At 45.2% G+C, this 23,148-nt stretch carries 21 protein-coding genes and 1 pseudogene; 11 read left to right on the forward strand and 11 right to left on the reverse strand.

Going from position 1 to position 23,148, the window contains the following annotated elements:
• Positions 1–422: 422 nt before the first annotated feature.
• Entirely contained in the window at positions 423–2,558 is a 2,136-nt protein-coding gene (locus QUA02_RS29125; RefSeq protein WP_333033018.1) for an FAD-dependent oxidoreductase, read from the reverse strand.
• Positions 2,559–2,751: 193 nt separating this feature from the next.
• On the opposite strand from QUA02_RS29125, the gene QUA02_RS29130 reads away from it, so the two are divergent.
• Positions 2,752–2,985, forward strand: a complete 234-nt coding sequence (locus QUA02_RS29130; RefSeq protein ID WP_333033019.1) for a hypothetical protein — start codon at positions 2,752–2,754, stop codon at positions 2,983–2,985.
• 161 nt (positions 2,986–3,146) lie between these two features.
• On the opposite strand, the gene QUA02_RS29135 is transcribed toward QUA02_RS29130, so the two are convergent.
• Both QUA02_RS29135 and QUA02_RS29140 read right to left on the reverse strand, forming a co-directional pair.
• Entirely contained in the window at positions 3,147–3,728 is a 582-nt protein-coding gene (locus tag QUA02_RS29135) for a hypothetical protein (protein WP_333033020.1), read from the reverse strand.
• Positions 3,729–3,890: 162 nt separating this feature from the next.
• Positions 3,891–4,970 (reverse strand): M23 family metallopeptidase, encoded by a 1,080-nt coding sequence (locus QUA02_RS29140; protein ID WP_333033021.1) that lies wholly within the window; start codon positions 4,968–4,970, stop codon positions 3,891–3,893.
• A gap of 160 nt (positions 4,971–5,130) precedes the next feature.
• Here QUA02_RS29140 and QUA02_RS29145 point away from each other — a divergent pair, with 160 nt between their 5' ends.
• A complete protein-coding gene (locus QUA02_RS29145; RefSeq protein ID WP_333033022.1) occupies positions 5,131–5,832 on the forward strand; it encodes a phosphatase PAP2 family protein in 702 nt (233 codons plus the stop codon).
• Positions 5,833–5,884: 52 nt separating this feature from the next.
• On the opposite strand, the gene QUA02_RS29150 is transcribed toward QUA02_RS29145, so the two are convergent.
• Positions 5,885–6,769, reverse strand: coding sequence for an aspartoacylase (locus tag QUA02_RS29150; protein ID WP_333033042.1), 885 nt, complete (start codon positions 6,767–6,769; stop codon positions 5,885–5,887).
• 410 nt (positions 6,770–7,179) lie between these two features.
• Here QUA02_RS29150 and QUA02_RS29155 point away from each other — a divergent pair, with 410 nt between their 5' ends.
• The 5 genes from QUA02_RS29155 to QUA02_RS29175 all read left to right on the forward strand — a co-directional run bounded on the left by QUA02_RS29155 (position 7,180) and on the right by QUA02_RS29175 (position 9,194).
• Positions 7,180–7,689 (forward strand): dihydrofolate reductase family protein, encoded by a 510-nt coding sequence (locus QUA02_RS29155; RefSeq protein ID WP_333033024.1) that lies wholly within the window; start codon positions 7,180–7,182, stop codon positions 7,687–7,689.
• A gap of 83 nt (positions 7,690–7,772) precedes the next feature.
• A complete protein-coding gene (locus QUA02_RS29160) occupies positions 7,773–8,108 on the forward strand; it encodes a XisI protein (protein ID WP_333033025.1) in 336 nt (111 codons plus the stop codon).
• A 31-nt stretch (positions 8,109–8,139) separates the two neighbouring features.
• On the forward strand, positions 8,140–8,556 hold the full coding sequence (locus QUA02_RS29165) for a XisH family protein (protein WP_333033026.1): 417 nt from the start codon (positions 8,140–8,142) through the stop codon (positions 8,554–8,556).
• Positions 8,544–8,879, forward strand: coding sequence for a XisI protein (locus tag QUA02_RS29170; protein WP_333033027.1), 336 nt, complete (start codon positions 8,544–8,546; stop codon positions 8,877–8,879). Before QUA02_RS29165 ends, QUA02_RS29170 begins: the two co-directional genes overlap by 13 nt.
• An 18-nt stretch (positions 8,880–8,897) precedes the next feature.
• On the forward strand, positions 8,898–9,194 hold the full coding sequence (locus tag QUA02_RS29175; RefSeq protein WP_333033028.1) for a hypothetical protein: 297 nt from the start codon (positions 8,898–8,900) through the stop codon (positions 9,192–9,194).
• Positions 9,195–9,277: 83 nt separating this feature from the next.
• On the opposite strand, the gene ileS is transcribed toward QUA02_RS29175, so the two are convergent.
• Both ileS and QUA02_RS29185 read right to left on the reverse strand, forming a co-directional pair.
• Positions 9,278–12,868 carry an isoleucine--tRNA ligase gene (gene ileS, locus QUA02_RS29180; RefSeq protein ID WP_333033030.1) on the reverse strand — a complete coding sequence of 1,197 codons (3,591 nt, stop codon included), beginning with the start codon at positions 12,866–12,868 and terminating at the stop codon, positions 9,278–9,280.
• Between the two features lie 400 nt (positions 12,869–13,268).
• Positions 13,269–13,832: a Uma2 family endonuclease gene (locus QUA02_RS29185; RefSeq protein WP_333033031.1), complete on the reverse strand. Its 564-nt coding sequence runs from the start codon at positions 13,830–13,832 to the stop codon at positions 13,269–13,271.
• A gap of 53 nt (positions 13,833–13,885) precedes the next feature.
• On the opposite strand from QUA02_RS29185, the gene QUA02_RS29190 reads away from it, so the two are divergent.
• Positions 13,886–14,053 (forward strand): hypothetical protein, encoded by a 168-nt coding sequence (locus tag QUA02_RS29190; RefSeq protein ID WP_333033032.1) that lies wholly within the window; start codon positions 13,886–13,888, stop codon positions 14,051–14,053.
• 35 nt (positions 14,054–14,088) lie between these two features.
• Here QUA02_RS29190 and QUA02_RS29195 read toward each other — a convergent pair whose 3' ends face one another.
• The 3 genes from QUA02_RS29195 to QUA02_RS29205 form a co-directional block, all read right to left on the reverse strand.
• Entirely contained in the window at positions 14,089–14,499 is a 411-nt protein-coding gene (locus QUA02_RS29195; protein ID WP_333033033.1) for an Npun_F0494 family protein, read from the reverse strand.
• Positions 14,500–14,571: 72 nt separating this feature from the next.
• Entirely contained in the window at positions 14,572–15,282 is a 711-nt protein-coding gene (locus QUA02_RS29200; protein WP_333033035.1) for a DUF4276 family protein, read from the reverse strand.
• A 3-nt stretch (positions 15,283–15,285) separates the two neighbouring features.
• Complete coding sequence (locus QUA02_RS29205) at positions 15,286–16,479, reverse strand: ATP-binding protein (RefSeq protein WP_333033037.1); 1,194 nt, start codon at positions 16,477–16,479, stop codon at positions 15,286–15,288.
• Positions 16,480–16,633: 154 nt separating this feature from the next.
• Between QUA02_RS29205 and QUA02_RS29210 the strand changes: the two genes are divergently transcribed.
• The 3 genes from QUA02_RS29210 (at position 16,634) to QUA02_RS29220 (ending at position 21,621) form a co-directional block, all read left to right on the forward strand.
• Positions 16,634–18,124, forward strand: coding sequence for a catalase (locus tag QUA02_RS29210; protein ID WP_333033038.1), 1,491 nt, complete (start codon positions 16,634–16,636; stop codon positions 18,122–18,124).
• Positions 18,125–18,379: 255 nt separating this feature from the next.
• Positions 18,380–18,820, forward strand: a complete 441-nt coding sequence (locus QUA02_RS29215; protein WP_193973507.1) for a peroxiredoxin — start codon at positions 18,380–18,382, stop codon at positions 18,818–18,820.
• A 146-nt stretch (positions 18,821–18,966) separates the two neighbouring features.
• Complete coding sequence (locus tag QUA02_RS29220) at positions 18,967–21,621, forward strand: C39 family peptidase (RefSeq protein ID WP_333033039.1); 2,655 nt, start codon at positions 18,967–18,969, stop codon at positions 21,619–21,621.
• 220 nt (positions 21,622–21,841) lie between these two features.
• Here the strand turns inward: QUA02_RS29220 and QUA02_RS29225 are convergent, their stop codons facing one another.
• Together QUA02_RS29225 and QUA02_RS29230 are read right to left on the reverse strand one after the other, a co-directional pair.
• Entirely contained in the window at positions 21,842–22,744 is a 903-nt protein-coding gene (locus QUA02_RS29225; RefSeq protein WP_333033040.1) for a PEP-CTERM sorting domain-containing protein, read from the reverse strand.
• Between the two features lie 266 nt (positions 22,745–23,010).
• Positions 23,011–23,148, reverse strand: a pseudogene (locus tag QUA02_RS29230) (IS630 family transposase); the annotation flags it as partial.

Raw genomic sequence — 23,148 nt, forward strand, 5'->3', positions numbered from 1 at the left:
TGAATTGCCCATCAAGTGCGATGTCTGCGGTTAGCTACGCGATCGCGATTTTTTCTAACTTATTCAGCAAGCCCTACATACAAGTTTACCCCGATATTCATGAAGGGAATTCTGCCGCCATTTCAGCCGAAAAGAGAGCGCTTTTTCAATAGTGAATTCAGCCAGCTTCGATCGGACATCTGACATGGAAAGATATGAGTTTCGTCTCCAAATTAAGCTAGGCAATTTTTTTTTATCAATGCGTAATATCAATTACGTTAGCATCGGAATGATATAAACGGAGGACACGGCAGTGCCGTTTCCCTACCGCGATCGATTGTAGGGACACGGCAGTGCTGTGTCCTCTATATCATTGCGGTGCAGCCGGAATTGATATAAGTCCTACTTAATTAGAATTATTGAGCCAAACTCAAAACTCACAACTATTTTCTCCCTTTTCCCATGCCGTAGGTGAGAGCATAGCTAGTAGTCAACAGCCACAGCCAAACACCTGGATACCGGGGTTCCAACCAGGGCTGTACCCTGCGGGCGAAGCTGGGCAGCCATCCGAACAACCAACTGGCCAAAGCCAGCAGAGTAAAACTGAAGTAACTTCCCAGCCAGCGCCAAATATCCCCCAAGGTGACAAAATCTAAAATCCACAGCAGGAGAGAAGGGTTTTTTCGGGCTGCTTCGATCGCCAGTCGATTAAAAGTTAGCCAGTCAATTCGGTCTTTAATAAAAGTTTCGGCTACGGCGAGTTTTTGTTTTGCCAAGATACCGAAAAAGGTATTGAGAATTGAATTAATTCTTTGGGGCGGCAAACTACGACCAGTGGGAACCATCATGCCTTTAGAAAACAGCCAAGTTACTGAAACATTGCTCTGGTAGGCGCGAATTTGGTTTAAGTGATTGGCAGTCAACAAATTGTGCTTTAATGCTGTATCCAAAAGGTCTGTTAAGCGAAAAAGATTGCGGACGAGGGAGCCGAAGCCGGTGAAAACGAGAGGAGATTGCAGGGATGCTGCGTCGCCGATCGAGATCAGGCGATCGATCGCCACGGCCCGATCGCTGCTGTTGCTGCTAAAATGCCCGGGAATATAACCAAAAGTCGGTTTTTTCCACACCAATTTATCGACATCGCAGCGGCGGTACTCCGGCAAAATTGTGAAAAAATCCTCGTACAGTTCCAGCAAAGAACCGGGATTCTCGGGATGTACTTGGTGGTAGTGAAATAGATAAACTGTAAGTTCTGTGCCGGCACCGGGAAATAACTCCCAAATGAGCTGGCGGCCGCGGGAAATGTCGCCGTGACTGTAGAGAACGTCCCCGTACTCGGAATCCCAAACCCCAGGCTCAAATCCTCCGTCGATGACTGCTCCCACAGTCGGACAAACGCTGTCAAAAGCCCGCCCTCCGTTCAACTGCCAAGCGATGGGAGAAGCCGAACCCATCGCATCCACGAGCAGCCTTCCTAATGCAGTGCGATCGGCTTTTGTCGGCAAGTGGCAGCCCTGAAATACTACTTTTTCTACTTCTATATCGACTCTAACAAACTCAGTTTCGTCCCAGATTTCCCCACCAGCTTCTGTCAGCTTAACTCCCGCCAAATATAGCAGTTTCTCGCCGTCTAAAGCTACATTCAGCACCTTCGGCGTGTGCAGAACTGGCGATCGAGTAACGGGCGGATTGTTAGCATCAAAAAACTTATTGTAGCCATCTTTGTATTCTCGGGCAATCAAACTTTCGATTTCCGCTGCTGTAAATAAACCCAAATCAATTAAGCTTTGAATTTCGTCCCGCGAAATATTCCACTCGCGATTCATCCGCCCGAAAGGCATTCGTTCCACCAGCAGCACTCGGTAGCCCAATCTCGCCATGACTGCGGCGTGAATCACTCCCAAGGCCCCGCCAATATAAATTAAATCGTAAAAAGTATCGCCAGAATCAGACACCGAAATTGTGCCTTCTTCCTTCTTCCCTGTTCCCTCTTCGGACTTCCATCGGACTTCTTCCTTCAGAAACACTACTTGTTTTGGCGTTTGAGGATTGCGAGTGCCTTCGCGCCAGCGCTGCTCCCACCAGTAGACGCGATCGAGGTCGTATTCGCCTTTAGGCATTTTTTGGAAGTATTTGACAGTGAGGGGGTAATAGGGGGCAAGAGCGTCAAAAATGGACTGTTTGGAGAGGTCGATGACAGGGGGTTCGGGGTAGCGATCGGGAAACTTGTTTCTCACCGCAAGATTCAGAGCTTCTAGGAACTTTCTTTCTCCAGCGGGCGCGTCTTCTAGACGAAAGACTTTTAAATAAGTTGTGCGCTGCACTGACCAGACAAAGACCGAAAGTTCTGTCGATCGGCAATTGCGGTTTCCTGAATTGGTGTCAGCGAATGCGGGTTTTGGATTGGCATTTTTAGTTCCCGACAAGAGAACCTCGGCTGCTGTTGCGTTTGAAAGCAGGCGAAAGCCGTCAGGAGTAATAATTTTTTCTCCGATTCCGGGATCGAATTCGTGCTGCAACCAGGTGCAGACGGCTGCTGTATCTGGTGTGGGGACTTCTAGATAAAGAATTTCTTGCATGGTTAGGCTCTCAATTCTGAATAAATTAATAAAGATGGGGGAGTTGACAAGGGAGCAAAGTAGGCTATACTCCCGAATAATTATTGAGTTTTAAATAAGTTTACAATGTTCTCAGATTTTTAAGTTTTCGATCGCTCTTGCTCTCGGTTGGCCCGCAGCGGCTGAATATCTACTCTCTTCGGTATGCACTCCTATGAATTATCCCATTCCTACGAATCCTCAAGAAATGATTGCTTTGCGACAGCAGCCGCTGAATGAAGAATTGGTGGCGTCGGCGATCGCGGGTGTGGTTCAGATAGCTCGATCGCGATCTCAATCTTTGGATGAGTTAAAGGCTGAGGTGCTCGCCGACGACAATCTGCTCGATTTTGCTCAGAGGCTATGGCTGAGCGACATTGTGGCTCAAGCTTGGGAAAATTGGCCCTAAAAAATTGTCAAAATGACAACCACCCTCTCCAACGCGAGGGTTCGACGGGAAGGAGGAGCGATCGAGCAGGCGACAGCAAGAAAAATGAAAGCTGCACTGTCCGGTAGAATCTGCGATCGTGAAAAAACTATTGATAAGTTTTCTGAAATTTGCTCCCTGTTTCACAGGTTAGCTGCATCGATCAAATATTTTAAGATGCCAATAATTTTACTGATATTATCAATATAATAATCATTTAAATCAACTTCCATAATTTGATTGCTAAGCCGTAAAAATTTCCAATTTGTCCCGGTTGTGACCACCCCATATATTGCGGAAATATTATTGTTTCTTCTTTCATTAAAAATTTGAGCGGCAATCATTTCTGCCATACATTGTGGCAATCCAGCTTGGATATTATCATTTTTAGCTTCTACTAAAGCGACAACCGGAGCTTTAATTAACAGTTGTTCGGGAGAACGACTAATCAGAAAGTCACAAAAACCCGTCAATCCTTTTTCTAAATCTACATTAAACTCTTTTCCTGAAAAAAAGCTAATTTGATACTTAAACTGCTTTCTGAGTTCTACTAAAATAGGTGTGACAATTAATTCGGAGCGAGCTTTTTCGGTATTAATTGCTAAAGCCAAAGAAATGTTTTCTTGCAGAGTTTGGCTGAGAAGCTCGCTATACTCGGCGTCGGGTAAATCGGCAAAAATACCAACTTTGTCAGCAATGGTTATGCCAAAGTTAGTTTCAATCATTTCTAGGTTTGTGAATTGGCTGTATGACATTTTTTTAAAAGTAGTTAGCTGCAACTGCGACTATTTCCAAATATTGTTGTTATTTTAACAGTTAACAGGACTTACACATCCATAACAAAAAAACAGTCAACAGTCAACAGTCAACAGTCAACAGTTAACTAACTAACGCAACTCTACTTCTCGCTTGACTTCTGTCAAAACTCGATCGCCCCGCGTCAACCGGTATTCGGCCCGCCAAACTCCGGGAGTCAGAGGAGAGTTTGTACTGTTTCTTTTGCCGACATAACCCAACCAAGTGCGGCTGGGGGCTTTAATTTCATTGGTCTGGTCAGCGATGGTTGTGCCGTTGGGTGCCAATAATTTGTATTGTTCGCGATCGCCCTTGAGCACTCCGTAACTTTGCACCCAAAACAACAAAGCTGGACTATTGACAGGTAGTTTTGTCTCGGAAAATTGTCCGGCCCAAACAGCATTCTCGTCCGGTGCCTTATTGGCAAAACCAGCCCGAATTAAACCTGTGGAAATATAGTCTAGAGGCTTGTCCCAAATTGGATTGCGGGCGATGTTGCAGCCTACCTTCGCGTCGGGGCCCACAAACGGATCTACGGGTTTGCCTTGATAGCGAAAAGTTACGTGTACGTGGGGGAAAGATGCCATCCCAGAGTTTCCCACCATGCCCAAAACTGTGCCTTTTTCTACCTGCGTCCCGGGTTTGACGGCAACGCTGCCTTGGCGGAGGTGGCAGTATTGGGCTTCCCAGCCTGCGCCGTGGTCGATTACCATGCCGTTGCCGCATTCTGTGCCTGCGATGTTGGCTTTGTCTGTATCGTTCTGTAAACGCCGATCGACCACACCATCTCGCACTCGCAAAACTTTGCCGGCAGCGGAGGCAATAACTGGAACTCCTTTTGCCATTGCTTTGGCGTCGGGAATCGCAAAGTCTGTACCGTCGTGGCCGTCGTAGGTTTGGCGCCCGCAGCCAAAATCGACGGCAGTGGGGCCGGGTTCTCGATCGAAATACAGCAGTACAAAACAGTCTTTGCCTAGGGTACAGCCGATCGGCTGGCCGAATTGCGGGTTGTTCGACTTTTGGGCGACGGCTGAAGATACGAGACGCTGGGCGATCGTGTTGGCTTCGGCGATCGGGGCATTGACTCCGGTTTTCGCAGCACAGCTAGACAGACTTGTCAACCCCACGATCGACAAAATTGCAGAAAGGTATTTTTTTGATAGTATAGTCATTCGTCGGTTGGATGTAAAAGCTGAGGTGGGTAGTGAAAAATCAATTAATCATTCAGAATAGAGTTGCTCAGGAATGTAGACGATCGGTAAGGCGTTTTCGTTTCCTATATTTGTTGTATTATTTTCAGTTATAAATTTTAAAATTTTAATTGGTTAAACAATGCGCTCTAAAATTCGATCGATCATTTCGATAATTCGGCTGGCCGGGCTTGCTGTTGCTGCTTTGGCGATGTGGGGATTTGCCACCATTGCCGAAGAGGTGTTGGAAAAAGAAAGTTACGCTTTCGATACCTCTATTTTACTAGCTCTGAGGAAATTGCACACTCCGCTGGGCGATCGAATAATGCTGGGCTTTACCTTTTTGGGCGAGCCGAACTTGCTGCTAGTGATTTGTCTGACGTTGGGTATTGTTTTGCTAGGGCGCAATCACCGCTCGGAAGCTACAACTATTGCGCTCGCGGGTGGGGGGGCGATCGGTTTAAATTTACTGTTAAAAAAACTTTTTGCCCGCGCTCGACCTCAACTTTGGGAGCGCGCTGTTGACGTTCGCTTTTACAGTTTTCCTAGCGGACACGCGATGATTTCAATGGTTATTTACGGTTTGCTAGGATATTTCTTGGGTTCGCGCTTTCCCAAGCAGCGCTGGTTGATTTACAGCTTGACAGTTGTATTAATTGCTGCTATTGGTTTGAGCCGGCTTTACCTAGGAGTTCACTGGCCGACAGATATTATTGCCGGTTATACGGCGGGTTTGGTGTGGCTGATTGCCTGTATTTCTAGTTTGGAAGTGTGGAAGCAGTTTCGCGCGGCTAGTGCGCCTTATGAAGAGGAGTTTTTGTCACCTGAAAATCCTCAAGAATAGTTTTTAGCTGATGGCTGTTGACTGTTGAATGTTGACAACTGACAACTGACAACTAACAACTAACAACTATTTGCTTTTGGGTAAAACACATGGCAATTCCTTTTTCGTAGTAAGCTGCCTCGTTAATAAAAATTGGATATACGGTTGATTTACCTTCATACAATACCGACTCGCCGTCAAAGGTCAAAAACATCGGATCGCCGGGATTCAGGGCTTCATAATCTCTGGATTGCAGATGAGGATGAATCATTGCCTGAATTTCTCTGTTCTCGTTTCTGGGATAGTCGATCGCCCCAATGGTATGATAAATAGTCAGCGGATTTTTGGCAGCAGGCATTGTGCCTTGATTGTAGGCTTCTACGCCGTCTAAGATTGTGCCGACAACTTGCTCAGTTTGCTGAAATAAAGACGCATCCAAGACGCCTTGTGCCACTGCACCAACTTCCAGCGTACCGCCTAATTCCGAAAGCGATCGCAGCAAATCACTATCATGACTCTTGGTTGCCGAAGCGAGTAGCTTGAGGTGAGGATATACAGAGGTTAAATGAGCTGCTAATTGCAGGTTAAAAGGATTATGGCTGGCGAGAATAAATGTTAGCCCCATGTTGGATGTGGTGCTGTGCAGATCGATAATTAAATTTTGCTGCTGAGTGTTTTTTGAGCTAAAACTGCGGTAGATTTCTTTAGCCCGCTGCGCTTCATAGCTGGAGAGATGGGGATTTTCTAAATCTTGCTGTCGAAAGCAGCGGTTGAGGTCGATATCGATGTAACGTGTCCCGATTTCGCAAGCTTTGGGATTGGCTAGCAGGGCGATTGTTTCAAAACTCGATCGCCCAATTAACTCTGGCGCGCGATCGAATTTCTTCACCAGGTAAATTCCTGTGAGTTCGTTTCCGTGGGTTCCTCCCACTATGGCAACACGTTTAATTTGATTCATAGACAAATAACTTCCTATCCCAACAGCAGCAATATCTGTCGAATTCTGCTGAATAGAGATCGATAACATCTTGACTCTTGGACGCAGCCACCGGATTTTTTTACAAAAATACACTTTTGCCTAGCGCGATAAATAGGCGTTGAAAAACTCGGTTTCTCAGCGTCCCTGTTCGCAAGTCACGGTCTTATTACTTAGATTAGCTAATATCTTAACTATATCAACACTTCGGACATTTTGTGACTGCCAACTGTAGAATAAGTGTTTCAGGGCGATCGTCTTCGAGAGTAACCCTTGCCGACGCACACTATAGGTCAACGGGAAATCAAGGGTTTCAGACTACGATATCAAAACTGTCCGAAGTATTAATTAATCGTATAAACTATCTGTAGAGCATTTATCTAGGTGTTGCCATGCGGAAAGTCGTGCTGTTCATTTCCTCTAGTTTGGACGGTTATATCGCCCGTCAGAATGGCGATATTGACTGGCTGTTTACAGACCAAAACTACGGTTATACTAAATTCTTAGATAGCATCGATACGGTTCTCATGGGTCGAAAGACTTACGAGCAAGTTCTAACTTTGGGGGAGTATCCGTACCAGGAAAAAAAGAGTTATGTTTTTACGAAATATCTAGATTTTCAAGCAACTTCTGATGTCGAAGCGGTAACAGATTTAGAGAGTTTTGTCAATGAGTTGCGCTTGCTTGACGGCAAGAATATTTGGTTGGTGGGAGGTTCTCTGCTGATTCGCGATTTCCTGAATCAAAACTTTGTCAACGAGCTAATTCTCTCGGTGCACCCGATTATTTTGGGCGAAGGAATTCCTTTATTTGCTAATCCCAATACTACAGCTTTGCAGCTAACTGGATGTCAGACATACAGTTCGGGTCTCGTTCAGCTATCTTACGATGTCGCGACTTGAGGGCGCGCCCAATTGCTAAGTCGCTTGCACAATACTGTCAGTTGATTATCAAAAAAGGTAAGATAGGACTTAGTAAGTTGGCAATGGAAAAATTAATCAAATATCGGCAAATTGTGCAGCAAATGTTACTGGAGTACGGCAAGCGCAAACCTGCTCACGGAGACATTGAAGTCGAGACAATTCTTGATACAGAACGAGATCATTACCAAATCTTCTATGTGGGCTGGGACAAGCAGACTAGGGTGCATCACTGTAGCATTCACATAGATATCAAGGGCGGGAAAATTTGGCTTCAATGGAATGCCACTGAAGATGATATTGCTGAAGATTTAGTAATAGCCGGAGTTCCCAAAGAGGATATTGTTTGGGGATTTCAGCCGCCGTTTATGCGAAAGTATACGGGTTATGCAGTAGAATAGATAAGAGATATAAAAGCTGTATTGTACATAAATGGCTGCTAGAGATTTATTTCACGATGCTGTCAAAAAAGCGCTTCAGAAGGAGGAGTGGGAAATCACCGCAGATCCGCTGATCGTCAAAATTCAGGGTGTTAAGTTTGAGATTGATTTAGCCGCAGAGAAGATTTTGGTGGCGGAAAAATTAGGGCAAAAAATTGCTGTTGAAATTAAAAGCTTTCTCAACAACTCTGCAATTACTGACTTTCATCTCGCCTTGGGTCAATTTTTGAATTATCGGCTTGCCTTACAAATCAAAGAACCGGACAGAACACTGTATCTAGCAGTACCATTTGATACTTTTGACTCGTTTTTTCAAGAGCCATTTATACAAGAAGCGGTCAATGTGTATCAACTTAAACTCGTCGTTTACGATCCGCAAAAGGAGGTAATTGTGGAATGGAAAGAGTAGAGCATTACCGCCAGTGTATCCGCAAATTGCTAACTCAACAAGCAACGATAGAAAAGCCTAATCCAGACGTTGAATGCCAGCTTGTTTTTGATGGGGAACATGACCACTATCAGTTACTAGATGTTGGCTGGGAGGGACTAAAGCGGATATACAACTGTTTCATTCATTTGGATATTAAGGATAGCAAAATTTGGATTCAGCGCAATATGACAGAAGTGGATATTGCACGGGAATTTGTCGAGATGGGAGTGTCTGAGGATGATATTGTGTTGGGGTTGCATCCACCTTACAAGCGTCCGCATACTGGGTTCGGAGTAGCGTAAAGGAAAAGGCGATCGCAGATGATGAAATGTGTTTGCTACTTTTTGTTATTAATATCTTTTTTCTGGGTCGCGCTTCCTGCTGACGCCTCTGTATGCCGCAATTATCAAGGAAGCGAGATTTGCATTGTCGATATCAAACGCAGTGCAAAAAATTATTGGGAATACAGGGTAATTCTGAGTGTTGACGGAGTGAAACAGCCTCTAGAAGTCTACAATTGCCGCGATCGCACTACAGTTAAGAAAAATGGAACTGTTTTGGCGTTTGGACAAAACAACCCTGGTGAATTCGTCTGCCGTTTTTTTAATCAGAAATAAGTAAATGAAGTTATTGTAAGGTGCGCTTCGGGCTGAATGTGGCTACCACAAACTCAATAATTTTTCCCGAAGCGCACCCTACGTTAGAATTTGCCGTCTACTGCTGAAACGCAGCGTTCGCAAATTAGCGGGTGTTCGATCGACTCTCCGACGTGAGTAGAGTAATTCCAGCAGCGATCGCACTTTTCCCCGTCTGCTTTGACTACACCAATCGCCAAATCGGGAGACTGATAACTGTACGGCAATTCTTGCAGAATTGCATTCGATTCTACCAGTTCCACTTCCGAAGTAATGAACAAATACCGCAGTTCGTCTACACCGCTGCCGGTCATTGTAGAATCGGGCGTTACAGCTATTTCAGCAGGAATTTCTGGTTTGGGTTCGATCGCAACTAATTCTGCTGTCGGGATTTGGGGTGTTTCTACAAACACTTTTTCGGCTGGGGCTGTTTGTGCGATCGGCTGTGTTTCTACAAGCACAAGCGCTGTATCTAATGCCGGTGCGAGTACGATCGCCTTTGTTTCTGCAAGTACAAGCGCTGTACTCCGGCCCACCACATCTGCTGTCAGCGAATCAATTTGTTCTGCAATTTCTTGACGGTTGGCGGCAAACAACAAGTGACGGAAAGCAAACCAGATTGTAAATAAGATGCCGATGACTTCCAATAGGCCTCCCAACAGCGGAATCTGATTCATCGTATCCAAAATCGCCAGCGTTACTCTGCCGGTTATCAACACAGAGGCTAACAGCCCAAGTGTTACCAAAACTTTTTGGTATTCTGTAAAAAAGTTGCCCGCGTATTCAGGCAGATCCGCCACAAACTGGGCGCTTCGATCTAAGATTTGCTGCAAATCTAAAGCCGACGGTTCAGGGGCAGAATACTGTATTATCTCAGAAGATCGATCGCCCTTTTCTGCGATCGTTTCCGCCTCAACATAAACTGTGTTTTCTGTCAAGACTTTGGCAACTTTTGCCGCTTGTTCTTCCTGTCTATCTTGTGCTGCTTTTGCTTTCTCATCTGCGGCTAACTCGATGACTGAATTTTGCGATCGCACATAATCCACCAATTCTTCGCTGCTGGGATTCAAAGCTTGCAATTGCTGCCTTTTCTCAACATCGGGAACGTACACCAAAACCTTAGCTTCCAAAGAAGAACCGATCGCCTTTTCAATCCGGGCTTTTTCCAAAACCTTGTTAACTTCACCGCGAACTTGCCGCAAATACTGCCAGCGAGTAGCCAATTCTGGATTGTGCCATGAAGCATCAATTTGCACCCAGCCGGCTTCAAATACTGACTTGTACGGAGTCGGATAGGGAAGGTACTGCCAAATATCCTCAGCCATGTGACACAAAACAGGTGCGATCGCCCGTGCTAAATTCTCCACAGCAATTGCAATCACCGTCTGACAACTGCGGCGGCGACGGGCATCTGTGGCGCTGATGTAAAGTCTGTCTTTGGCAATATCCAAGTAAAAATTCGATAAATCCACCGTGCAGAAATTCTGCATAGTTTGGAAAAATCGGGAAAATTGGAAGCTTTCAAAAGCATCTTGGACTTCCGCAAATACTTCGCCCATTCTGTGCAGCATATAGCGGTCGAGTTCCGGCAATTCCTCGTAAGCAACGGCATTTTTTGCCGGATCGAAATCGTGCAAATTGCCCAGCAAAAACTTAGCTGTATTGCGAATTTTGCGGTAAACATCCGATTGCTGTTTGAGAATATTTTTGCCCAAAGGCACATCTGCCGAATAGTCTACCGAAGACACCCACAACCGCAAAACATCGGCTCCATATTCCTTAATTACTGTCGCCGGATCGACGACATTGCCTTCAAATTTGCTCATCTTGCGGCCTTTTTCATCCAGCACAAAACCGTGAGTCAAAACTGTTTTGTAAGGAGCAACGCCGTTACTTGCTACACTGGTCAGCAAGCTGGATTGAAACCATCCCCGATGTTGGTCTGAACCTTCCAAATACATATCCGCAGGATAGTTTAATTCCGATCGACCTTTGGCAACTGCTGCCCAAGAAGAACCGGAGTCAAACCATACATCCATCGTGTCTGTACCCTTGCGGTAAGTGCGGCCGTTATTGCGGTATGATTCCGGCAGCAATTCGGCGATCGACAATTCCCACCAAGCATCGGAACCCTTCTCGGCAAAGATGGCTTGCACGCGGGCGATCGTTTCTTCATTTAACAGCGGTTCATTGGTTTCTTCGTCGTAGAATACGGGAATGGGAACGCCCCAAGTCCGCTGGCGAGAAATACACCAATCCGATCGATCGCTAACCATTGCCGTGATTCGATTTTCCCCTTGGGCGGGAATCCAATTCACACCGGCGATCGCTTTTAATGCTTCATCTCTAAACCCTTCAACGGAGGCAAACCACTGTTCTGTCGCCCGAAAAATAGTCGGCTTTTTCGTGCGCCAATCGTAAGGATAAGAGTGAGCGTAACTTTCCTCTTTAATCAAACAATTTGCTTCGGCAAGGGCATCAATCACTGCGGCATTGCCGTTTCCGAGGACATTTAAACCTGCGAACTGTCCTGCTTCTGCGGTGAAATTTCCGTTCTCGTCTACGGGTGTTAAAACTGGCAAACCGCAGCGCTTTCCGACGATAAAGTCTTCTTGTCCGTGCCCCGGTGCGGTGTGTACCAATCCTGTCCCTGAATCAGCGGTAATGTAGTCGCCACCGGCAACGATCGGACTTTCGCGATCGAACAGCGGGTGTTTGTAGATGCAGCCTTCTAATTCTTTACCTGAGAAGGTGGCAAGTATTTTTAATTCAGTGTTAAAAGTTGCCGACAGCCGATCGACCGCATCGACAGCTACTAACATAAATTGTTGCGCGATTTGGGAATTTGCCGGCGGTTCCACCACCGCATAAGTCAGTTCGGGATTGACGGCGATCGCCAAGTTTGCCGGAATCGTCCAGGGGGTAGTCGTCCAAATCGCCGCCCAGAGGCTCGGCATATAGCGATTGAGCTTCTGTTGCAAAGATTTTGACAATTTTTTCACATGAAAGCCGACGTAGATGCTGCGCGACGTGTGGCCTTCGGGATATTCCAATTCGGCTTCGGCGAGGGCTGTTTTCGAGCTCGGACTCCAGTGAACCGGTTTGAAGCCGCGGTAGATGTAGCCTTTGAGAACCATTTGACCGAAAACGCCGATTTGAGCCGCTTCGTATTCGGGTTTCATGGTTAAATACGGGTGTTTCCAGTCGCCCCAAACGCCGTAGCGCTGGAAGGATTCGCGCTGCTGTTCCATTGTTTGCTGGGCGAAGGCGGAGGCTTTGCGGCGGAGTTCGATCGGGGTAAGATTTAGCCGCTCCTCCGATTTCATGTTCTGCAATACTTTAAGTTCGATCGGCAATCCGTGACAGTCCCAACCGGGAACGTAGCGGACTTTTTTGCCGCGCAGGATTTGGTAGCGGTTGATAAAGTCTTTGAGGATTTTGTTGAGGGCGTGGCCGATGTGGAGTTGTCCGTTGGCGTAGGGCGGGCCGTCGTGGAGGATGAATAAATCGCCTGGGTTATTTTCCGAGAGGCGATCGTAGATTTCTCGATCTGCCCAAAATTGTTGCAATTCTGGTTCGCGCTTGGTGGCGTTGGCGCGCATATCAAACTTGGTTTTGGGCAGGTTTACCGTGTCTTTGTAAGATTTAGCTTCCATTTTTGACAAACTTTTTATGTAGTTAGTTGTTAGTAGTTCGCGGTTATTTGAGAGATGATATCAAGTCCGGTTAAATAATCATAATTAACTTTGTAGTGACAACTTTAGTGCTCTCTCGTCCTTGAAGAGCTGACAGCCAGATATTCTAGTATAGGCGATCGACTGCACATTCGATCGAATCAAATCTGTAAGGTACTCTCTCTTCTCTGACTCTGCGCCCTCTGCGGCCTCTGCGGTTAAATCATATCAATTCCGGTTGCGGAATGATATTGGACACGGCACTGCCGTGTCCCTACCCAAAATAATATTGTAGGGACACGGCACTGCCGTGTCCTAATTTCGGCTAATAATAATTCCGATGCTACTGGATTTGATATCATTCATAAACAAATCGAGGTGGCTACTCAGTCAGCCAACTGAACATTTCACCGACCGTGAGATTAAAGGATTCGGCGAAGGTTGGAACGGGGATGCGATCGCCCGGTTCTTCAAAAACTGCTATGGTGCGATCGGCAAAATAGACAAATACCAGTTCTTCTTCCGGGTCAATCAACCAGCCCATCTGAGTTCCGTTGGCGAGACAGTGGAGGATGTTGCGGACAACTTTGGTTTGGCTTTGGTCTGGGGAGAGGATTTCGATTGTCCAGTCGGGGGCGATGGCGAAAGTGTTGGCTACTTCGCCGTTTTCATCGCGGGGAATCCGTTCCCAGGTAAAGACTGCAAGATCGGGTACAGTCGATCGACCGCCGAAGGTGCAGCGTAATTCTGAATAGGCGCGGGCGATGCGTTGGGGTTTGAGTACCCGGTTGATGTCACCACCCAAATCGCTTTGAATTGTGCTGTGTTTTCCTTGGGGCATAGGTTTCTGGATAATTTGACCGTCGATGAATTCGCTGGCGGGTTTGGTTTCCACGAGTTGGAGAAATTCGTCGAGAGTCAAAGGTTTAGTCGGGGTTTGAATCATTGTTTTAATTTGATTTAAGTTTAATTTGTATTAGCCGAAATGAGGAGACGGCAATGCCGTGTCCCTACAATATTATTTTGGGTAGGGACACGGCACTGCCGTCTCCTCTATCATCTCCAAGAGTGCAACCGTGGATGCAGAAACCGGGTTTTTTACGAAAATACTCGATTCCAGCCTTCAATACTGATGAAAAACCCGGTTTCTTTGGTATTTATAGGTAAGTCCTAGTGTTCCAAAACCTTAGCCGCCATTCCAATTATAGAAATAGTCCGAACCCTCGGCTGACGGCATTCCCCATACGATCGCACAATGACGCGGCCGGCACTCCCTGTCCTTGCTGTTCCCATTTTTCCACGAGTTGGCGGCCCAGGGGCGTGAGGCGAAAACTGTCGGTAATCCCTTGTCCGTCTACTTCCCGCCGCAACACGCCGACTTGAATCAGCCACAGCAGGGAGTTTTCGGCTGCGAGTTCGGATACGGGCGATCGGGTGTAGCTGCTTTCGACACCGGAATTTGAGGCGATCGCAGTTAGGAAAACACTGGTTTCGCGGATGGTCTGGAAGAAGTGTAATTGAAAAGGGGAACAGCGGACGGCGCGATCGGCTCTTTTGACGGTGCGGCCGGGATAACTAATAGATTTAAACGCTTCGGATGGGATAAAAGTCATTGAGAGAACATCTGAACAGGTACTATATTTTTAATTGTTACAGATTATATGGTAAGTTTGGCGGTTGATTTACTAAACCAAGAAACTATCTATCTCATCAATAAACTTTTTGAGTTGCTTAACACTGTTAACCAAGTGCAAATACAAAAGTTCATAATCAAGATTATTTATAATCTCTTGCGAAGTTATTTCACTTTTATCATAATTTCTACTTACTAATCGATAAATTTTATCTAAATCTTGACTAGGATGTGTCCTTTGTTCAGTATCGATAATTCTTAGGTCTAAACCACATTTTTGTAGGATAAAATCACAGGTTAAACGATTATATATTTTAGCAAAATAATTCCATTCTGCTAAAAACCATGCTTCAACTTCCATTACAGCTAAATTCATAGAAATTGGAATACCATTGTGCTGCCAAACCTTCAAATTGCCTCTAATTCCTTTTTCTACTTCTTGCTTTTTTTCTAAAGGAGTTGGGTATAAATCCCTAAGTCCTATAATTTTTTTATAGCCACTATTCGTTAGACTTTTATGCTGGTATTTGATATCAGAAACTACCTGAGAATCACCATCGCAATTATATAAAAGAACAAAGAAAGGAGCATCTTTTACTATACTCGGTGTAAGTGGTTGAATTCTACGATTACCTTTACCGCCTTGAAATTTAAAAGTTTCAATAGATATTTTTTTGTATCCCGCAATTTCCTTAAATAACTTTTCAACAAAAATCTGTTCTGTTTGTCCTTCAACAAAACAAGCAATTTTCTTTGGTGTCATAATTTATGCTGCCTCTTCATCACCTTCTTTTTGTAACAGAAACTCACTGGTGAACAAATCAAAGTTATTAAGTCCAATAAACTTAAAGTCCTCAATCTTCTCGCGTGAATTATAAATATTATGTAATTTTGCACTCCCAGGAGTTCGTTCAATCAATGACCAATATTCTATCGGAACACCATTCATAATAAACTCATCATTGGTAGTCATAATAAGTTGAATTAATCCTGTTTGAGCTTTATCTATTAGAATTTTAATTATAGAGGAAGAGCGTTGATAATCTAACCCTTCTCCAATATCATCAATCACAATACAACTAGGTTTACTCGCTAGTAAAGAGTAGTTAATTTGAATAAACAATGATAAAGCTCGAAACATTCCTTGTGACATTTCTGATTGTTCTGTAACCGAAGTTAAATCTTCTTCCTGAATGTATAAAAATTGTGGTAAGTTATCTGGGCTATCAACAGCAGAAATATCGGGATTGATTAAAGATGGCACTTTTGTGCCAATATCTGATAATCTATAACCAATTTCTCTCATGTCAGAGAGAATGGCTTTTATAAACTCATCGCCTCTTTCCTGTTTTCCAATCACAAATATACCGACCACAAAATCAGAATCTTTGAAATCGGTTTTATTTTTCAGTAATTCCATTGTGGAAGGAATACGAGCCATCGTATTTTTACCTAGCTGTGCTCCAAACTCATAAAATCTTAGGGAACTAGACCATTGATATAAATTCTCTAAAAATGGATGCTGAATAGAATCTCTACGCTTAACAACTGCGAGTTCTGTTTTGTCAGTTTGAAAATCAATTTTTTGCTTAATTTTCTGGGCGAATATTTTTCCTTCACCTGATTCATCCCTATCTAAAAGTGGCTCATCACTTTCACTGTATATAATTAATTTTTCTTGAATTACCAGACCTTTCTCTATTTTCAATATATATTCTGTTTTTTCTTCAGGTCGATCAATATCAAACAACAAACGCCATTCATAGCTTTTGGGTCTGGGAGCAAGAGAGCCACTTTCTGAGAGTAACTCGGATAGAGTATGTATTGCCCTCAAAATTCTTGATTTACCACTAGCATTTTTACCCACAATTAAATTTGTTTGGCTTAATCGACATTCTTCGACTCGCCATTCACTAGGCAAACCTTTATTATACACATAGTCAAAAATATCTAGCTTCATAAATTTGTTACCTTTATTACAAAATTTTTATAAGAATAGGATTAAACACAAATAATATAACACGCGATCGCCCATTTGAGAATTACCTCCGCAGAAACACCCGGCCCCCAGAAAGGTATAGAATAGTTAGGATGGAGCAATCAATTTACTCACTATGACAGAAGACAAAACATTGACAACCGCTGACGGGATTCCAGTTGCAGATAACCAGAACTCCTTGACTGCGGGTGAACGCGGGCCTATCCTCATGCAGGATTTTCACCTGATGGAAAAACTGGCTCACTTCAACCGGGAACGCATTCCTGAGCGCGTTGTCCATGCAAAAGGAGCCGCTGCATTTGGCACGTTTACCGTCACCCATGACATTACTCGCTACACCAAAGCTCAGCTATTCTCAGAAGTTGGCAAACAAACTCAGGTTCTTCTGCGTTTCTCTACCGTAGGTGGCGAACAAGGTTCAGCGGATGCCGAACGTGACCCCAGGGGTTTTTCGATGAAGTTCTACACCGAAGAAGGCAACTGGGATTTAGTAGGCAACAACACGCCTGTTTTCTTCATCCGCGATCCGCTCAAATTCCCTGATTTTATCCACACGCAAAAGCGCCATCCCCAAACGCATCTCAAAGATCCTGACGCCAAGTGGGATTTCTGGTCGCTGAGTCCAGAAGCTTTGCATCAGGTGACAATTCTGTTTTCCGATCGCGGTACGCCGAAAAACCACCGCCACATGGACGGTTTTGGCAGCCATACGTTCAGCCTCATCAACGATCGAGGAGAACGGGTTTGGTGCAAATTCCACTTCAAAACCATGCAAGGTATTGATAATTTCACCGCCGAAGAAGCGACGCAGATCAAAGGCGAAGACCCCGATCATGCGACTCGCGACTTGTTTGAGGCGATCGACCAAGGTAATTATCCCAAGTGGCGGTTTTGCATTCAAGTAATGACCGAGGCCCAAGCCGCAGAGTATCGCGAAAACCCCTTTGACTTGACGAAAGTGTGGAAACACTCAGAGTTTCCCTTAATTGACGTGGGAATTCTTGAACTCAATCGCAATCCACAAAACTTTTTTGCTGAGGTGGAACAGGCGGCATTTTCTCCTTCTAATGTCGTTCCAGGTATTAGCTTCTCCCCAGACAAGGTGCTGCAATCTCGCATCATGTCCTATGCAGATGCTCAACGCTACCGTCTCGGAGCAAACTATCAGCAATTACCCGTCAATCAACCAAAGTGCCCGGTGATGCACTACCAACGGGATGGCGCAATGGCACTGGGTAACAACGGTGGTAGCGGGCCGAACTACGAACCCAACAGCCACGAGGACGCGCCGAAGCAAAACTGTGCCTATGCTGACCCCGCTTGGGACTTAGGAAATGTCAAAGTCGATCGCTACGATCACCGTAAGGGAAATGACGATTACACCCAAGCAGGAGACCTCTATCGCTTGATGAAACCCGACGCACAGCAGCGGCTTGTCGCTAACATTGCGGACAGTTTGAGTGCAGCAAAACCGGAGATTCAGATGCGCCAACTGTGCCATTTTTTCCGCGCCGATCCGAATTACGGCCGCCAAGTCGCAGAAGGTTTAGGAATTGCGATCGATCCGTCTATGATGCCCGCTGCTGCTCAACCGGTTGGTGTGTAGAACCTGCGAACATTCAATTAGACATCTGCTAAAAAGCAGATGTCTAATTGAAACTATGCGTGTAACAGGCACTCTTAGTCCCCGTCTTAGGTGCAAGTTAAATGCAGTAAAGCTCAACGTCATGGAGTTGGGGGCGATTCCCTGCGGGATAGCTTCGCTTCACGCGATTTTTAACAAAGGTCTCTTGCAAAGCGACAGAACCAACTAAAATAAGTTGAGGAACTGCAAGAAAAACCAAACAAGGGAAACAAAACTATGACATTACCAGTTGGGTGCGCTGCCCCTCAGTTTACCGCCAAAGACACGAACGGCAAAACAGTATCCCTCTCCGAATTTGCCGGTAAAACCGTAATCTTGTATTTCTACCCCAAAGATGACACCCCCGGCTGCACCAGACAAGCCCAAAGCTTCAAAGCAGCCCACGAAGAATACAAAGGCAAAGATATTGTAGTTCTCGGTGTCAGCCGCGACAACGAAGAATCGCACCAAAAGTTCACAGAAAAATACGGTTTGCCTTTCCAGCTATTAGCAGATGTTGATGGCGCGATTACCAAAGCATACGATGTCGAGAAAGGTGATTATGCCAAGCGCGTTACTTTCGTCATCGACGGTACAGGCAAAATCATTCAAGTTTATGAAGGGGAAACTATGAAAGTTGACACTCACGCTCAAGATATTCTTGTCACCATAGTTTAGCGCGTGTTTTTCAACCCGGAGATCCCCCTAAAAAAGGGGGGGACTAGAGTATTCAAAGTCCCCCTTTTTAAGGGGGATTTAGGGGGATCGAGACTCGGCTACAAGCGAGGTATACAGACGATAAACATCGCTCTAGGAGATAGATAATGACAAGCACCAACAATATTCTGAGTTACTTAGGCCCACAAGAAATTGAGGCCAATCGAGCCGCTGTTTTAGTTGGCAGTTTTGACAAAAATCGAGTGGCGGCGATTTCAGCGGCACAAGGCTCAAATGCCCTGAATGCCGGGATAAATCCATCTACAGGCATTTGGAACATCAGTTTAGACAAAGGATTCGATAGCCCAGGAACTCGCACAGTGCAGGTGAGGGCCACTGATAAGACGGGCAAAGTTATCGGCGAACAAACAATTAACATCAAAGTTAATCCTGCTTCTAACTCACCAGCTCAATTTTTCACGTTAATTACTCTCAGAGATACCCTATTCAAAGCCGGAACACTGCCCGCGAGCAATCTCAACGAGCAGCAAAAAGCGGAAATACCCGCAGGTAAAACTTATCAAATTAGCGACTACGAGTTAGAAGACGGACACCTGAACATTCAACTAAATAATGCAATTTCTCCGGTGGGAAAGTCCGGCTTTTTATACGAAAAACACGTAGTCATAACGAAAGGTGCAAAGATTCTCATATTCGATCGCGCCGAGTTGCCCGCCCCGCCGCCTGGAATGCAGTTGCTGTGGGTGAACAAAAAGACCTGGTTAAAGCTCAACCCCGCAGATTCTGCTACTTTAGGACAAAATCAGAAAGTACAATTTAACCAGGGAGAAACTTTCAATATTCTCGGCTACGCTTGCGTGGAAAACCATTTTCGAGTCACTTTCGCTCGGGCAGTTCCCAACTTAGGAACTTCGGGATTTCTGTACTCGCAGCACGTCCAAATCTTGCAAGACGGCAGGGGAATTTCATTTGATAGAAATGCAGTTACCATGACTGTTGTCAAAACTACTGTAATGAAAAAGCGGGCGGTGGCTGCGGCAAACCTGCAACCGCAAGAAAAAATTACTTTGCCGCCGGGAATGATTTACGGAGTTTCTGGATTCTCGATCGAACAAGGTCATGTCAAAGTCTCGCTGACTGAAAATTTGCCGCAGTTTGGGAATACGGGTTTTGTATTTCCCGATTTCGTGCAATTCAGTCGCGCAGGTAAATCTTTCAACCCGGCCCCGAATTTAACTTATCAAGGCCCGACAGAAGTTTTGGTAAATCAGGCGATCGCACTTTCAGGTACTTTTGACAAGCAAGAAGCAGCAAAAGTTGACGTGATAGCTGAGGATAAATTTCCGCTAACCGTAACTCTCAATCAAAAGGCTGGCACTTGGCAAGTGAATTTGCCTAAAGGATTTAGCGTAGCGGGAGCTCGCTGGCTAAGGTTGCGGGCGACTGACAGCAAAGGCAACGTTACGGGAAGCCAAATAATTTATATTACCGTAAGTTCCGATCCGCTGACGGCTGGAAAATCTCTCAGCTTAAAGATAGTTTCTGACACTTTGTTTAAGGTAGCTCCGGTTGACTCTTCCCGGCTCGACAATCAGCAAAAAGTTATTGTCAAAGCAGGCCAGACTTTGACGGTTAGCAAGTACGGATTTATTGACGGGCATCTTAAGGTGGTTCTGGATTCAGCAATTACGCCGATCGGCACTTTTGGCTATTTTTACGAACCAGACGTTCAGTTGGCCAAAGGTACGAAAATCCTGAAATTTGACCTGGCCGACGTACCGAATAGCAACGTCAGCGCTCAACTTTTGGTAACTCAAACAACTCAGATTAAAAGTCAACCAGTAGATTCATCTAAACTGCCTGCAAATCAAGTTGCTGACCTAATTTTAGGCAGCACCTACGCCATCACTGGTTATGCGTGCATTTTGGGTCATTTCCGAGTAACTATCGCCGAATCTATTCCCGGTTTCGGCAATGTGGGATTTATTTATTGGCAGCACGTTCAAATCAAGAAAAACGGCAAAGAAATTCCCTTTGACCCCGATGCTTTGACGATGACAATGCTGCAACCAACTGTGTTAAAAAAACGACCTGTTGATGCTGCAAAGCTGACCGCAACCGAGAAAACTACGCTGCCTTTAGGTAGAGTTTACGGCGTGGAAAGCTACGGTTTGGAAGACAATCACCTGAAAATTTCCCTGACTGAAGAACTGCCTAATTTTGGCAATACAGGTTATGTTTTGCCTAATTTTGTTCAGTTCAAGCGGGGAGATAAAATTTTCGATCCGGTTCCTAACAATGTGGAATTGAACGTGCCGTATTTTTCGCAGCGGGACAATCCGCGTTTTGACTGGTCTACTTGCAACGTAACTGCGATCGCGATGGTGCTTTATTATTACGGCGTTCGTTCTAAGTGGGGCGGACAGTTGGAGGATGAGTTGTTGCAGTGGTGTTTCAATTATGCGGGTCAAGGTTCTCAAACCGATCACAACGTGCTTTCGGCGCTGATTCAGGCTTACGGGTTCAAGACGAGTTTTAGTGCGAGTCGGAAATGGGCTGATGTGCGATCGGAATTGCTGAATCGGCGGCCGGTAGTTTTAGCGGGAGATTTTACTGCGGCAGGTCACATTATAACTTTAATTGGCTACAATTCTCAGGGTTATATCGTGCAAGATCCTTGGGGAGACGCACTCACTGGTTACAGCGATACTGAGGGGAGAAAGTTGATGTATCCCTACGGTTACGTCAATCAAGTTGCTGGGCCAGATGGGAATGTTTGGGCGCATTTTATCTCTCGATAAACTCTACGCTTTGCAAGTGGTTGGAGACACTACAGCTATTCGTAATGCGGGCATTATACCGATTCGTAAGGTGCGCCGAAGAGTACCCTCCAACTATTCGGAAAGCGCGTATTACAGTTACTCGTAAGGTGCGCGCGCATTGCACACCCTACAGATATTCGGAAGGTGTGCATTACAGCGATTTATAAGGTGCGCCAAAGAGCACCATACATAACATAACTTAGGCAATCTTGCTCTTAATTTTGCGTTTCGCCGCACCAATACCTAAAAAGCTCAATCCTACTAAAGTACCAAACCAAGTAGAAGGTTCTGGTACTGGTTCAGCAGAGCCTTTTTCAAAAGAGCCTTTAATGGCGATCGCATCGTTAGCGCACTCGGCAAAAAAGTTAGCAATATAGTTCCCAGAAGGCATAGATGATTTGTTGAAACTGAATCCGATTGTTTGAGAACCTACTGCATTAAACTGAGCGAAATTAAGACCGAGGGCGCTCAAATTTCCTGGCGTTAAAAAATTGATTTCTCCTACTTTTGTGCCCGCAGCAATTGAGTTGAGAATTGTCCAGTTTCCTGTTTGTTCAAAATAGGAATCCGTGGCAGCTAAATCGCCCATTGACGGGGTTCCGCCTTGCGATGCAACTACGGTGTTGAATTGATTTAAATTGGTAAAGCCGTCGTTAGTTTTGGTAACGTTTTTAGCGGTAACATTGCTGTAAACGCCTGTTGTCGCCACGCCTGAGTCATTTCCTCCTGCAAAGCGAACGGCAAATAAGCTACGATTTGTGCTAGCTGTATTGAAGTTTTGACCGGAAAAATTGAAGAATAAATCGCCGTAGTTGATGTTGCCTCTTTGAGCGGCGCTGTCTGCATATCCTGCTAAACTTAGGTTGGAGTTGATGGCGATGAAAGCTGTATCTGATGTTTCTTTGATGGCGATGCCGTAAAATTCAAATTCGCCGCCGCCAATTTGGGGCCCTGTCACGCCGTCGCTGAAGGAATCGATCGCATAATTCCAGCCGTTAGATAGCGTTGCTGCTGTAGCTTTTTGTTGCTGTAGTGCGATAATTGCACAGAAAACAGTCGCTGAGTAAGTCCAGCGGATGCCCTTTTTAGCAATGGAATTCATAAAATGCTGCCTGGGTAATGAGTGTTAAAGTATCAAGTTTGGTCGATCGACTATTTTTGATTTTTAGTAAATCATATCGTTTCCGCTGGCACCGGAATCATATATTTGGATGATTTTAGTGCGAGCGTCCCCGCTCGCTGCGCGGATCGCGAGCGGGGACGCTCGCACTACATAATTCCGATGCTACTGGATTTGATATCACAGATTCCGGCAGTATTTATTAAAGTTTTGGTAAAGATTTCGTCAGGCGATCGCGTAATAAGCTGCTACGCAGCTAAACCGGATAAAATAGCATTGCCTTTATTTTTTATTTTTCGATCCCATTTGATAACCATTTCTCCTTCATTTAATAATCTATGTAGTAATTCTGACAATTCTTCTACTGACTTAAACAGTCGATGTGC

This window comes from Microcoleus pseudofavosus SVA1_A4, from assembly GCF_036700565.1.
Lineage (GTDB): Bacteria > Cyanobacteriota > Cyanobacteriia > Cyanobacteriales > Microcoleaceae > Microcoleus.